The organism is Pantoea sp. RG18, from assembly GCF_025910075.1.
In the GTDB taxonomy this organism is placed as follows: Bacteria; Pseudomonadota; Gammaproteobacteria; order Enterobacterales; family Enterobacteriaceae; genus Pantoea; species Pantoea agglomerans.
This window is the reverse complement of the sequence record NZ_JAPCIL010000009.1, coordinates 423809-436367: the sequence shown is the minus strand read 5'-3', so window position 1 is coordinate 436367 and position 12559 is coordinate 423809. Positions and strand designations below refer to the sequence as shown.

The window sequence follows — 12559 nt, the reverse complement described above, 5'->3', positions numbered from 1 at the left end:
CGCTAACAACTCCTTTTTTAAGGCGCAACATGAGTGACAAAAATCCTTTGGCCCGCCACCTTGCAACGGTACTGCAATGGGTGCTGAATCTGGGTCTGCTGAGTCTGGCGATCATCCTGATCGTCTTTTTAGGCAAAGAAACTATCCATCTGGCAAACGTGCTGTTTAACACCAGCGAGCAGTCATCCTCCTATCTGTTGATTGAGGGAATTGTCATTTATTTCCTCTACTTCGAATTTATTGCGTTGATTGTTAAGTACTTTCAGTCGGGATATCACTTTCCGCTACGCTATTTTGTCTATATCGGTATCACGGCAATTATCCGCCTGATTATCGTCGACCATAAAAATCCCTTCGATACGCTCTGTTACTCTGCGGCGATTCTGATTCTGGTGGTCACCCTGTGGCTGGCAAACAGCAACCGCCTGAAACGCGAGTAATCCCCCTGCCGTCTGTCATGACGGCAGGTGTTCGCATCGCGTCTCTGCGCTAAACTAGCGTCCTGAAAATTATTGGGAGTGGTGCTATGTCGCAAGACGCGCTCAGCTTATTACGTGCACTCAACTGGCTTTCTCCGTCGCAGGCAACCCTTGCGCCGCCATTGCTCGACTGGCTGATGGAGGAGGATTCAATGACGCGCCGTTTTGAACAACATTGCCAGCGGGTCACGGTTCAGCCGCTGCGTGAAGGCTTTATCGACGCCAGCGAGTTGGGTGATGAAAAGGGCTTGTTGCCAGACGATCAACGCTTCTGGCTGCGCGAAGTGCTGCTGTTCGGCGACGATCAGCCCTGGCTGGCTGGCCGTACGCTGGTGCCGGAAAGCACCCTCAACGGGCCAGAAGCGATGCTGCAGCAGCTGGGCACCCGGCCGCTGGGTCGCTATCTCTTCTCCTCTTCAACGCTGACCCGCGATTTTATTGAGCCGGGGCAGGTGGAGGGATTGTGGGGACGACGTTCACGCCTGCGTCTCTCCGGCAAACCGCTGCTGCTGACTGAACTATTTTTACCGGCATCGCCGCTCTATCGCGATCTGGTCTGAGGATCCTGTGGTGCAAAATAGCTTAAGTATAAATAAATGGCGGGCCTACACGCGCCTGATGCGTATCAATAAGCCGATCGGTACGCTGCTGCTGATGTGGCCAACGCTCTGGGCATTATGGCTGGCTGACATGGCGATTCCGCCGCTGCCGGTGCTGGCGGTGTTTGTTGCCGGGGTCATCGTGATGCGTGCAGCCGGTTGTGTGATCAATGACTACGCCGATCGCAAAGTAGACGGTCATGTCGAACGTACGAAGCATCGGCCACTGGCCAGCGGCGCGGTGAGTGCAAAAGAGGCTAAGCTGCTGTTCGTGATACTGGCTCTGGCGGCTTTTGCGCTGGTGCTGACCATGAACATGATGACGATTATGCTCTCCGTGGTGGGGCTGGCGCTGGCCTGGGTCTATCCCTTTATGAAGCGTTATACTCACCTGCCGCAGGTAGTGCTGGGTGCCGCCTTTGGCTGGGCCATTCCCATGGCATGGTCCGCAGTTAGTGAGTCCTTACCTCTGGTCTGCTGGCTGGTATTCATCGCCAACATCTGCTGGACGGTCGCCTATGACACTCAGTATGCGATGGTGGATCGGGATGATGACCTGAAAATTGGCGTGAAGTCGACCGCGATTCTCTTTGGCCGTTTCGACAAGCTAATCATTGGTCTGCTGCAACTGGCGACGCTGCTGCTGATGGCGCTGGTTGGCCTCATGCTACATCTGAACAGCGCCTTCTACTGGACGCTATTACTGGCCGCCGCGCTGTTTATTTATCAACAGAAGCTGATCGCCGGACGCGAGCGGCAACCCTGTTTTCAGGCTTTTCTCAATAACAACTATGTCGGAATGGTGCTGTTCCTCGGTGTGCTGATGAACACCCCGCCGTTCAGCCAGCTGTTCTGACAAGGGATTCAGGCACAAAAAAAGCGACCTCATGAGGTCGCCTTTTTACTATGCGCGCTGGGGTCAGTCGTGCGCCACAGCGGTTTCAATCGTCATACGGACATCGCTGGTGACCAGGTCTGCCAGCATATGCCAGGTCGCCAGGGTCTGCGCAACATCGGCATCACCGCTGTCGCTGATATAACCTTCATCGCGCAGGGTCAGGACCAGTGAGGTAAAGACCGCTTTGTCGAAGAATTCCGGGGCATTGATACCGTGCAGCACCGACAGACGCTGTGCCAGCGTCCGGCTCTCTTTCTCCAGCGTGCCGCGGTTAATCGTCGGCTTGGCGCTGAGAATGGAGAACGTAATGGCATAACGCTGCAGCGTTTCACGCACACCGGCGGCCAGCAGTTGTAGCGTGCGATAGCGCGCTGAGGAAAAGCGTAATTCACCGGCTTCGAACGTAATCAGGCCCTGACGCGCCAGCTCCTGACTCAGTTCGGTCAGCAGTTGCGGCAGTTCATCGGTCTGCCAGCGCAGGAACAGCTCACTCTTCAGCATCGGGTAGATCAGGCTCACCTGACGCAGCAGTTCTTCTTCGCTCAGCGTCTGGTGCTGCTGAACAATGGCGGCAATCAGCGACGGCATCACCAGCATGTGATGAATATTGTTGCGATAGTAGGTCATCAGCACCGCCTGCTCACGCGGCAGAATGATGATGTCGCCAATGCTGTCCTTTTCACTCTCAAACTTATTCATACCCATGGCGTGATCCAGCAGCGCTTCCGCTGAAAGATCGGGTACGGTCGCATTTGGCGAGTAAGGCACGTTGCGCAGCAACTGGGTGTAGCACTCCAGTTGTTCAATCAGCTGTTCACGGGTTAGTGAGCGCTGACGTGACGCCAGCAGGGCGGTGACACAGAGGTTCATGGCGTTAGCCGCGCCCGCTTCATTGATACGCACCATCAGGCTGGCAGCAATATCGTTGACGGTTGGGGTTAACCAGCTGGGACGCTGTGGCTCAATCGGATCGATGGCATCGCGCCATTCCGGCACCCGCTTATTGAGATAGTTGACCAGCGGCAGGGGTTCGCCAAAGTTCACGTAACCCTGACCGAGATTGCGCAGCTTGCGTAAGCCGCGCACCATCTGCATGAAGCCCTCTTTCTCTTTCGCCGCGCCGCGCAGCTCTTTAGCGTAAGTGCCCACTTCCATCACGTGCTCATAGCCGATATAGATCGGCACCAGCGTGATGGGGCGATTTCCGCCGCGCAGCATCGCCTGCAGCGTCATGGCTAAGGTGCCCGTTTTAGGGTCCAGCAGGCGACCGGTTCGTGAACGGCCTCCTTCGACAAAGTACTCAACCGAATAGCCGCGGGTGAATAGCTCGCCGAGATATTCGCGGAATACCGTGGCGTAGAGCTTGTTGCCTTTAAAGGTACGACGAATAAAGAAAGCGCCCAGGCGACGGAAAATCGGGCCGGCTGGCCAGAAGTTGAGATTGATACCGGCTGCGATGTGCGGCGGCACCAGACCCTGATGATAGAGCACATAGGAGAGCAGCAGATAATCCATGTGGCTGCGATGGCACGGCACATAGACAATCTCGTGGCCATCCTGCGCCAGCTGGCGGACTTTTTCGCCGCCATTGACGTTGATGCCCTGATAGAGCCGACTCCAGAGCCAGCCCATCACGCGGTCAGTTACGCGGATGGCTTCATAGGAGAAGTTTGCCGCAATCTCCTCCATCATCTCGACGGCATTCTGCTGCGCTTTCTCATGGGAGATTTTTTTGCTGCGAGCTTCATCCTCTACGGCTTTTTCAATCGCTTTGGATTGCAGCAGACGATTAAACAGATCCTGACGCGCCGGCAAGCGCGGGCCAATCGCCGCCAGCCGCTGGCGGGCAAAATGAATGCGCGCCACGCGAGCCAGCTTCTGGGCGATCGACTGATCCGTACCGTGTTCAGTTGCCATGCGGCGCAGCGACACAGTCGGCGAGAAGCGGACAAAACTGTCGCGCCCGTGCCAGATCACCGCAAAGAACTTCTGCACCCCGTTCAGCACCCGCAGGTGTGGCGTTGCTTCGCCCTGGACTTCACGTCCTGGTGCGCGGCCAAACATCACCGTGACCGGCAGCATCTGAATATCCAGCTTAGGGTTATTGCGATGCAGGTCCAGGTAATCGTGAAAAATTTTCACGGATTCAACGCTGGGCACAAAATAGGGGAAGACGCGAGGGCCATTGTGGATAAAGACGTGGCGCGGCAGCAGAGAACCATCAATCTCCAGCGGAGTGAGCGGGTCGGGCAGGTGATGCCGCAGACACTGTGCGCGTAAAGTCAGTAAGTCGGCCTTCGAATCGTAAGGCAAAACATACATAATAGGTCGGGTCGGATCCAGACCATGTTCAGACACGGGATCGGCCGGAATGGCCTTACTTTTTACCAAAAACGACAGTGGTAAATTAAGCAGTTTGTAATAGAGTTTACGCCAACCTGACATAGACAACATGAAGCCTCTTGTTAGCAAAGCGCCGCAAGCATACCAGAAAGCGCAGCGAAGATCTGTGGTGGTGCCAATTGCACGCAGCCCAGACATTGACGTCAATCCGATGAAAGGGTTCCCACATCATGGCAAATAATGCCACCGGACTTATCAGAATAGTAAAAGCTGCAGGTTACTCATGGCAGGGACTGCGTGCCGCCTGGCAACATGAAGCGGCGTTTCGGCAGGAAGCGCTGGCTGCGCTGGCCGCTATTGTTATCGCGTGCTGGCTGGATGTCGATGTGGTCTCCCGCATCCTCATGATTGGGGCGGTGGTGCTGGTGGTCATTGTTGAAATCCTCAATAGCGCCATTGAAGCGGTGGTCGACCGCATCGGTCAGGAGCATCATCCGCTGGCGGGTCGGGCAAAAGACATGGGCTCGGCGGCGGTGTTGATCAGCATCTTACTGGCACTCTTCGTCTGGATCGCGCTGCTCTGGACACATTTGCGATAAGCCTTCCATAACGCGTCTGAGGGCGCGTTTTCCCTGACAATCGGTTTCCATTTCACCAATACCTGTATATACTCACAGCGACTGTATAAACAACCAGGGGGCGGGATGAAAGCATTAACCAGCAGGCAGCAGCAGGTCTATGACCTGATTCGCGACCATATTTCTTCAACGGGCATGCCGCCTACGCGTGCCGAGATCGCCGCGCAGCTGGGCTTCCGTTCGCCGAACGCGGCAGAAGAGCATCTGAAAGCGCTGGCGCGCAAAGGCGTCATCGAGATCGTTTCCGGTGCATCGCGCGGCATTCGACTGTTAATGGAAGAAGAAGCCTCAGAAGGGCTACCGCTGATTGGCCGGGTTGCTGCCGGTGAGCCGATCATGGCGCAGGAACATATCGAAACCCACTACAAGGTCGATCCGGGCCTGTTTAAGCCGTCTGCTGACTTCCTGCTGCGCGTCAGCGGAATGTCGATGAAAGATATCGGGATTATGGATGGCGACCTGCTCGCGGTGCATAAAACCCAGGATGTGCGTAACGGCCAGGTTGTGGTTGCCCGCATTGATGATGAAGTCACCGTTAAGCGCTGGAAAAAGCAGGGTGCTATCGTGCATCTGCTGCCGGAAAACAGCGATTTTGACCCGATTGTTGTCGATACCCGTGCGCAGTCACTGACCATAGAAGGTCTGGCTGTTGGCGTGGTGCGCAACGGCGAGTGGCTCTGATTCTTCTGCCAGCGTGCATTCGCCTTCTCTGATGCTATTCTGTCTGCCCTAATTTTGTCGCTGCCTCTTTTGCGCAGCGACACTGAGCACGGAACGGCGAATGCGCTTTATTACGGCAACCGATAAAAATCTCTGGCGGCTTGCGCTGCCGATGATCCTTTCAAATATCACCGTTCCCTTACTGGGAGTGGTCGATACTGCAGTAATTGGTCATCTCGACAGCCCTGTCTATCTTGGCGGGGTTGCGGTCGGGACTACAGTGACCAGCTTCCTCTTTATGCTGCTGCTTTTCCTTCGAATGAGTACCACTGGCCTTACGGCGCAGGCATTTGGCGCTGGCGATAAAATGGCGCTGGCACGCGCGCTGACTCAGCCGCTGATCATTGCGCTGCTGGCGGGCGTACTGTTCATCGCTTTGCGTTATCCGATTATTCAGCTGTCGACCCATCTCGTTGGCGGCAATCCCGATGTACTCGAACAGGCGGCACTGTTTATTCAGATTCGCTGGCTCAGTGCGCCTGCCACGCTGGCAAACCTGGTCATTCTGGGCTGGCTGCTGGGCGTGCAGTATGCACGCGCGCCGGTGATCCTGCTGGTGGTGGGCAACCTGGTTAACATCGTGCTCGATCTCTGGCTGGTGATGGGGCTGCACTGGGGTGTCGCGGGGGCGGCAACCGCCACGGCGCTGGCGGAATACATTACGCTGGGTGTCGGCAGCATCATGGTCTGGCGGGTGTTAAAACTGCGCGGAATTACGCTTAGTCTGCTGAAGCAGAGCTGGCGCGGTGACAGCGGCCGGCTGCTGCGACTGAACCGGGACATCATGCTGCGCTCTCTGATGCTGCAGCTCTGTTTCGCCTCGCTGACCGTACTGGGTGCCCGGCTGGGTCCGGATGTGGTAGCGGTTAACGCAGTATTACTGATGTTCATCACTTTTACTGCCTACGCGCTGGATGGCTTTGCCTATGCGGTTGAAGCTTTTGCGGGTGAGGCGCATGGTGCAAAAGATGGCAGCAAACTCCTGCGCGTCTGGCACTCTGCCTGTCGGCAGGCGGTGGTGGTGGCGCTATTCTTCTCGCTGATCTATGCCATTTTTGGCCCGCAGATCGTTACCCTGCTGACCTCTCTTCAGTCACTCCAGCAGACAGCGGACCGCTATCTGGTCTGGCAGATGATTATGCCGCTGATCGGCGTCTGGTGTTATCTGCTGGATGGCATGTTCATCGGGGCGACGCGCGGGCGCGAGATGCGTAACAGCATGGTAGTAGCCGCAGCCGGCTATTTTCTGACGCTGCTTAGCGTACCGGTGCTGGGTAACCATGGTCTTTGGCTGGCAGTCACGGTTTTCCTGGCGCTGCGCGGCCTGTCGCTGTGGCTCATCTGGCGTAAGCACTGGCGTCAGAACAGCTGGTTTGATGCCTGAGTCAGCCGTGGCTGCACGCAAGCCGATACGGATTATTCTGTATTATTCCACGGTTAATAAATTGGCTACTACAATTAACTCTATGCAGCGCAGTTAACCAGCGCTTTGTATCGTTATTTTGTTAAGTAGCAAGATAATCATTAAAACCCGAGGATTGGAGGTCTGCCATGAATAAAGACGAAGCAAGCGGCAACTGGAAGCAGTTCAAAGGCAAAATGAAAGAGAAATGGGGCAAGCTGACCGACGATGATATGCAGGTTATCGAAGGTAAACGCGATCAGCTGGTCGGCAAAATCCAGGAGCGTTACGGCTCTACCAAAGATGAAGCCGAGCGCGAAGTAAGCGACTGGGAAGGTCAGAACAAAGATCACCGCTGGTAATCAGACAATAGCTTGATAATCAGCTGAATGCGTTCCGGTGGGCCCTCACCGGAACCGTACAAGGATGTGCCGATTACCCGCGTTTCCCCCGCTTTTTACCCTCATCCTGATGGTCATGCTCGCAGCTTTCATGGTGCGTACAGGCTTCAACCGCAGCACAATTTTCACATAAACCATGCGCTTCAATCACGCTGTGGCGTAATGCAAACTGCGCTTCACCCGCCAGGGTTGCAATAATCTTCTCTACGCCCTGCGCCTGTTTCTCTGTAACGGCGGCACAGCGGTCACAGACCAGCATCACCGATGTATGTGCTGGTGCCTCAAAATGGTGACACATGACGTAGCTGTTGTTGGATTCCACCCGATGAATGAAACCCTGCTCCAGCAGGAAATCGAGCGCCCGATAAACCGTGGGTGGCTTGGCCTGCGGCTCGCTGACCCGGAGTTGATCCAGCAGATCGTAGGCGCTGATCGAGCCAGGCTGCTCGGCCATCAGGCGCAATACTTCAGCACGCTGCGAAGTCAGACGCACACCGCGCTGCAGGCACATCTTTTCGGCCTGAATCAAAATTTGCTGCGACGTCATGTTTGTCATGAAAATTCTCCGCTGGATAAGTGATGTTATTTTATCACACATAGTTTCGCGGCGCTGAGGTTGGTTTTCGTCTGAAAAAACAGCATCATTTGCCTGATAAAGCAGCATAATCAGAATTTAAGCCGTCTTCTATCTCAAATCTGACGACAAATCAGATCCATTCCGAATCAACCTGAAGCGGAATTTGTTGGCATTTTGCTTTGCATCTCACTGAGTTAAGAAGTAATGTTCAGAAAGACTTAAGAAAAGTCTGGCATTATTTGAAATATCCCAATGCAGTTTGAACAATTACAACGGTTTTTTGATTGGAAAACGTCCAATCCTTTGAATTAAGACACTGTTTCCTTTGAATTCACAGCAATAACGCGTTAGCCAGGGTTCACAATAGGGCTAACAAACTATTCAGTCATTGAATGTTTCAATGGCAATTTCTCAGGTGATGGCAGGCAAATGGTGAAAAAATCCGCTCAACGTTCAGCGCTAATCTACACAGCTGTAACGACCGCGCTTTTCCTTTCTTCTTCCGCCATGGCGGCAGGGACCTGGTATGATGCACGTAATGACGCCATGGGCGGCACCGGCGTAGCATCTTCTCTTTATGGCTCCGCAGTGCTGGCGAACCCGGCATTAATGACGCGCGCCAAACCCGACGATAGCGTCAGCATTATTTTTCCCTCAGCGGGCATTCAGGTGACTGACAAAGATAAGCTGATAGATAAAGTGGATGATATTACCGATACCGTTGATCGCTACCGCGACGTGCTCAGTAATTTAACCTTCGCTGATTATCTGCGTGGCTATCCTGAAGTGCGCGCCGCCTCAGGCGATGTCGCCAACCAGCTAAATGATTTACGCGGCAACAAAGCGGACGGTAACGCCGGGGTTGCCCTGGCCGTCACTATCCCTGACGAGACGCTGCCTTTCGCCTTTATCACCAAAGCCTATGGCTCAGCGCACGTGCGTGCCAATGTGGTCCAGAGCGATATCGACTATCTGCGCGGTGTGGCTAACGGCACAGTGCTTCCTCGTCCTGGCGATCAAAATAACCTGCGCTCCAGCGCGAATGGCTTAGCGGCGCTGGTCACCGATTATGGTGTTGCGGTGGCGCATGAGTTCACCATCGCTGGTCAGCCAGTATCGGTAGGCGTTACACCGAAAGTGCAGAAAACCTGGCTCTATAACTACACCGCCAGTATTTACAACTACGACAAAAGTGACATCAATAACAGCCAGTATCGCAGCACCGACACCGGCTTTAACGTTGATGCCGGTCTGGCGACCACCTTTGCTGAAAACTGGACGCTGGGTGTAACCGGACAGAACCTGGTTTCACGCGATCTGCAGACCAAAGAGGTCAATGGTTTCCGCGACACCTACCAGATCCGCCCGCTGGTCACCACCGGTCTGGCCTGGGATAAAGGTCCGTTTACCGTGACGGGCGATGTGGATCTGACTGAAACCAAACGCTTCAAAACTCAGGATAACAGCCAGTATGCGGCAGTGGGCGCGGAATACCGCGTACTTGACTGGCTGCAGCTGCGTGCAGGTTATCGTGCGGACATGCGTTCTAACGACGAAAATGTCGCTACGGCCGGTTTTGGTCTGTCACCGTTTAACAAAGCCGTACATCTGGATCTGGCGGGCTCTGTAGGTGCTAACAACACCTGGGGCGCGATGATGCAGCTGGGCTTTAACTTCTAAGCGCGTTATTCAGACTGTTCGGGGGCGGGCGATGCACTATCGCCCGCCCTTGTGTTATCCTTGCACAGAATTCCATCACCCCTTAATTACCGGATTGCCTGCGCTTCATGCCTAATTTCTCTTCGCAACGTTTCTCTATCGCCCCTATGCTCGACTGGACCGATCGTCACTGTCGCTATTTTCATCGCCAGCTGACCGGTGACACGCTGCTCTACACCGAAATGGTGACCACGGGCGCAATCATTCATGGCAAAGGGGATTACCTGGCTTACAGTGAGGCTGAGCATCCGGTCGCGTTGCAGCTTGGCGGTAGCGATCCGGCGGCACTGGCGCAGTGCGCGAAGCTGGCAGAGCAGCGCGGCTACGATGAAGTGAATCTTAATGTCGGCTGTCCCTCTGATCGGGTGCAGAATGGCCGTTTCGGCGCCTGCCTGATGGCCGAGGCGAATCTGGTCGCAGATGCCGTTAAAGCGATGCGCGACGTAGTTTCAATTCCGGTCACGGTGAAAACCCGCATTGGTATCGATGAGCTGGACAGCTATGAATTCCTGACCGATTTTATCGGCACGGTGGCGGGACGCGGTGAGTGTGAGACATTTATCATTCATGCGCGTAAAGCCTGGCTCTCCGGCCTCAGCCCGAAAGAGAACCGCGAGATTCCACCGCTGGATTATCCCCGCGTCTATCAGCTGAAACGCGATTTTCCGCAACTGACCATTGCCCTCAATGGCGGCGTGAAAACGCTGGAAGAGGTACTGACCCATCTGCAACACCTTGACGGCGTGATGATGGGACGTGAAGCCTACCAAAACCCCGGCATTCTGGCGCAGGTCGATCAGACATTGTTTGGTCGTCAGCATCCGGCGGCGAACCCGGTTGAAGTGGTGCGCGCCATGTATCCCTATATTGAAGCGGAACTGGCAAAGGGGACGTATCTGGGACATGTCACGCGCCATATGCTGGGTCTGTTCCAGGGGATTCCGGGCGCCCGCCAGTGGCGACGCCACCTGAGTGAAAATGCCCACAAACCCGGTGCCGATGTCCGTGTGCTGGAAGCGGCGCTGGCGCTGGTCGCCGATAAAATCCCGCAGGAAGCCTGACGCCTCATCTGAACCCGAAAAAACCAGCTCTGAATGCTGGTTTTTTTTACGCCACTATGTGGTTTTTCTCACCAGGTTGCGCTCTTCTGTTTATCTCTTATCAGAATAAAATCAATGAGTTAACTGTTGGCACGTTTTTTGTAATAACTATAACAATCAATCTCAAAAAGGAGCGCTGACGTGGAAATTTTATTCGTATTGGGGTTTTTCCTGATGCTGTTGCTGACCGGCGTTTCGCTGTTAGGCGTGCTGGCGGCACTGGTGGTCGCAACCATCGTGATGTTTGTCGGTGGACTGTTTGCAATTGTTATTAAAGTGTTGCCGTGGCTGGTGCTGGCGGTGATTGCGGTCTGGCTGCATCGTGCCTTTTTTGGCGACAGCGATGAGCGAGCACGTCGCAAGCTGCGGCGTAAGATCAACAGGTTAGACCGCAAAGGCTGGCGCTAAATGCGGTGAAGATCACAGTGTGAGAGATTGGTCAGGGCTGATCTGCAATTAAACATATTTTTTACTTATGTTTTCTGGCAGGATGCCTGTCGTCAAATCGATGTGCCATCGACTCGACACGAATTCATCGCCGCTGTCCCTACACCAGCGCGAACAAAAAATAAAAAAAGAGAAGGGCTTCCCGCGGGAGGCCCTTTTTGTTGCTCACTACTATGGAATTAAGAGACAGGATCCCTGGGTGGCGCGGCTCTCCAGCATCTGGTGCGCTTTGCTGGCCTCTTTCAGCGCAAACTTCTGCTGCTCCGGCACATCAACTTTAATTGCGCCACTCGCCAGCAGCGAGAAAAGCTCGGCACTGGCGGTTTCCAGCTCCTGGCGGTTGGTGATATAGCCAAACAGTGAAGGGCGGGTCACAAACAGCGAGCCTTTCTTATTCAGAATGCCGAGATCTATCCCGGTCACCGGACCCGAAGCATTGCCAAAACTGACCATCAGCCCATGACGGCGCAATGAGTCCAGCGATGCTTCCCAGGTATCTTTGCCCACTGAGTCATAAACTACGCCCACTTTTTTCCCGTCGGTCAGTTCGCTGACGCGTTGCGCAATATTCTCTTCGCGGTAGTTAATCGTCGCCCAGGCGCCGGCCTTTTTCGCCATCGCTGCCTTTTCTGCTGACCCGACTGTGCCAATCAAATGGGCACCCAGCGCTTTTGCCCACTGACAGGCAATTAAACCGACGCCGCCCGCTGCGGCATGAAACAGGAAGGTCTCACCGGCGCTGATTTTATAGGTCTGGCGCAGCAGATATTGTGTGGTCAGCCCTTTCAGGTAGCTGGCTGCGCCCTGCTCAAAGCTGATCGCCTCCGGGAGATGCATCAGGCGATCTTCCGCCACGTTGTGCACTTCGCTATAGGCCCCCATCGACGCCAGACAGTAGACCACGCGATCGCCGGGCTTAAATAATGTCACGCCACGTCCAACCCGCGACACCACGCCTGCGGCTTCTGTACCCAGGCCAGAGGGAAAAGCGGCGACCGGATAAAGCCCGCTGCGAACATAGGTATCGATGTAATTAATCCCGATAGCGCGATGTTCTACCTGCACTTCATGTTCGGCCGGGTCAGCAGGTTTAAAATCTGTCCACTCTAAAACGTCCGGGCCGCCATGTGCGCTGAACTGAATACGCTTTGCCATTCTGACTCCTGTGATTGTTTCATCATGAGGGTGAGGCACGCACCCCAACTAAGGTATACTTGCGCGTCCCCACAGAAGATC

At 54.7% G+C, this 12559-nt stretch carries 13 protein-coding genes; 10 read left to right on the top strand and 3 right to left on the bottom strand.

Going from position 1 to position 12559, the window contains the following annotated elements; genetic code table 11:
* The first annotated feature begins 29 nt into the window (after positions 1 to 29).
* From psiE to ubiA, 3 genes are all read left to right on the top strand, one after another.
* Positions 30 to 440: a phosphate-starvation-inducible protein PsiE gene (gene psiE / locus OK409_RS13075; protein WP_031591808.1), complete on the top strand. Its 411-nt coding sequence runs from the start codon at positions 30 to 32 to the stop codon at positions 438 to 440.
* 86 nt (positions 441 to 526) lie between these two features.
* Entirely contained in the window at positions 527 to 1039 is a 513-nt protein-coding gene (ubiC, locus tag OK409_RS13070) for a chorismate lyase (RefSeq protein WP_010252243.1), read from the top strand.
* Between the two features lie 10 nt (positions 1040 to 1049).
* Positions 1050 to 1934, top strand: coding sequence for a 4-hydroxybenzoate octaprenyltransferase (gene ubiA / locus OK409_RS13065; RefSeq protein ID WP_264367131.1), 885 nt, complete (start codon positions 1050 to 1052; stop codon positions 1932 to 1934).
* Between the two features lie 63 nt (positions 1935 to 1997).
* Here ubiA and plsB read toward each other — a convergent pair whose 3' ends face one another.
* Positions 1998 to 4421 (bottom strand): glycerol-3-phosphate 1-O-acyltransferase PlsB, encoded by a 2424-nt coding sequence (plsB, locus tag OK409_RS13060; RefSeq protein ID WP_264367140.1) that lies wholly within the window; start codon positions 4419 to 4421, stop codon positions 1998 to 2000.
* 128 nt (positions 4422 to 4549) lie between these two features.
* On the opposite strand from plsB, the gene OK409_RS13055 reads away from it, so the two are divergent.
* The 4 genes from OK409_RS13055 to OK409_RS13040 all read left to right on the top strand — a co-directional run bounded on the left by OK409_RS13055 (position 4550) and on the right by OK409_RS13040 (position 7441).
* Positions 4550 to 4918: a diacylglycerol kinase gene (locus OK409_RS13055; protein ID WP_010252234.1), complete on the top strand. Its 369-nt coding sequence runs from the start codon at positions 4550 to 4552 to the stop codon at positions 4916 to 4918.
* Positions 4919 to 5023: 105 nt separating this feature from the next.
* Positions 5024 to 5638, top strand: a complete 615-nt coding sequence (gene lexA / locus OK409_RS13050) for a transcriptional repressor LexA (protein WP_010252231.1) — start codon at positions 5024 to 5026, stop codon at positions 5636 to 5638.
* A gap of 100 nt (positions 5639 to 5738) precedes the next feature.
* The gene (gene dinF, locus OK409_RS13045; protein ID WP_033759527.1) at positions 5739 to 7061 is read left to right on the top strand and encodes an MATE family efflux transporter DinF; all 1323 of its coding nucleotides are present in this window, start codon (positions 5739 to 5741) and stop codon (positions 7059 to 7061) included.
* A gap of 167 nt (positions 7062 to 7228) precedes the next feature.
* Positions 7229 to 7441 carry a CsbD family protein gene (locus OK409_RS13040; RefSeq protein WP_033770834.1) on the top strand — a complete coding sequence of 71 codons (213 nt, stop codon included), beginning with the start codon at positions 7229 to 7231 and terminating at the stop codon, positions 7439 to 7441.
* A 73-nt stretch (positions 7442 to 7514) separates the two neighbouring features.
* Here OK409_RS13040 and zur read toward each other — a convergent pair whose 3' ends face one another.
* Positions 7515 to 8036, bottom strand: coding sequence for a zinc uptake transcriptional repressor Zur (gene zur, locus OK409_RS13035; protein ID WP_086904981.1), 522 nt, complete (start codon positions 8034 to 8036; stop codon positions 7515 to 7517).
* Between the two features lie 450 nt (positions 8037 to 8486).
* Here zur and OK409_RS13030 point away from each other — a divergent pair, with 450 nt between their 5' ends.
* From OK409_RS13030 to pspG, 3 genes are all read left to right on the top strand, one after another.
* On the top strand, positions 8487 to 9737 hold the full coding sequence (locus OK409_RS13030) for a conjugal transfer protein TraF (RefSeq protein ID WP_010672213.1): 1251 nt from the start codon (positions 8487 to 8489) through the stop codon (positions 9735 to 9737).
* Positions 9738 to 9844: 107 nt separating this feature from the next.
* Positions 9845 to 10837 carry a tRNA dihydrouridine(20/20a) synthase DusA gene (gene dusA, locus OK409_RS13025; protein ID WP_033770835.1) on the top strand — a complete coding sequence of 331 codons (993 nt, stop codon included), beginning with the start codon at positions 9845 to 9847 and terminating at the stop codon, positions 10835 to 10837.
* Between the two features lie 180 nt (positions 10838 to 11017).
* Positions 11018 to 11284 carry an envelope stress response protein PspG gene (gene pspG / locus OK409_RS13020; protein ID WP_010252199.1) on the top strand — a complete coding sequence of 89 codons (267 nt, stop codon included), beginning with the start codon at positions 11018 to 11020 and terminating at the stop codon, positions 11282 to 11284.
* A 210-nt stretch (positions 11285 to 11494) separates the two neighbouring features.
* Here the strand turns inward: pspG and OK409_RS13015 are convergent, their stop codons facing one another.
* On the bottom strand, positions 11495 to 12478 hold the full coding sequence (locus OK409_RS13015) for a quinone oxidoreductase (protein ID WP_182504598.1): 984 nt from the start codon (positions 12476 to 12478) through the stop codon (positions 11495 to 11497).
* Positions 12479 to 12559 lie beyond the last annotated feature (81 nt).

Coding starts and splice junctions, on each gene's coding strand:
- OK409_RS13030 (WP_010672213.1), top strand. CDS start 8,487: ATGGTGAAAAAATCCGCTCAACGTTCAGCGCTAATCTACACAGCTGTA.
- OK409_RS13040 (WP_033770834.1), top strand. CDS start 7,229: ATGAATAAAGACGAAGCAAGCGGCAACTGGAAGCAGTTCAAAGGCAAA.
- OK409_RS13015 (WP_182504598.1), bottom strand. CDS start 12,478: ATGGCAAAGCGTATTCAGTTCAGCGCACATGGCGGCCCGGACGTTTTA.
- OK409_RS13055 (WP_010252234.1), top strand. CDS start 4,550: ATGGCAAATAATGCCACCGGACTTATCAGAATAGTAAAAGCTGCAGGT.
- ubiC (WP_010252243.1), top strand. CDS start 527: ATGTCGCAAGACGCGCTCAGCTTATTACGTGCACTCAACTGGCTTTCT.
- dusA (WP_033770835.1), top strand. CDS start 9,845: ATGCCTAATTTCTCTTCGCAACGTTTCTCTATCGCCCCTATGCTCGAC.
- zur (WP_086904981.1), bottom strand. CDS start 8,036: ATGACAAACATGACGTCGCAGCAAATTTTGATTCAGGCCGAAAAGATG.
- psiE (WP_031591808.1), top strand. CDS start 30: ATGAGTGACAAAAATCCTTTGGCCCGCCACCTTGCAACGGTACTGCAA.
- lexA (WP_010252231.1), top strand. CDS start 5,024: ATGAAAGCATTAACCAGCAGGCAGCAGCAGGTCTATGACCTGATTCGC.
- dinF (WP_033759527.1), top strand. CDS start 5,739: ATGCGCTTTATTACGGCAACCGATAAAAATCTCTGGCGGCTTGCGCTG.
- plsB (WP_264367140.1), bottom strand. CDS start 4,421: ATGTCAGGTTGGCGTAAACTCTATTACAAACTGCTTAATTTACCACTG.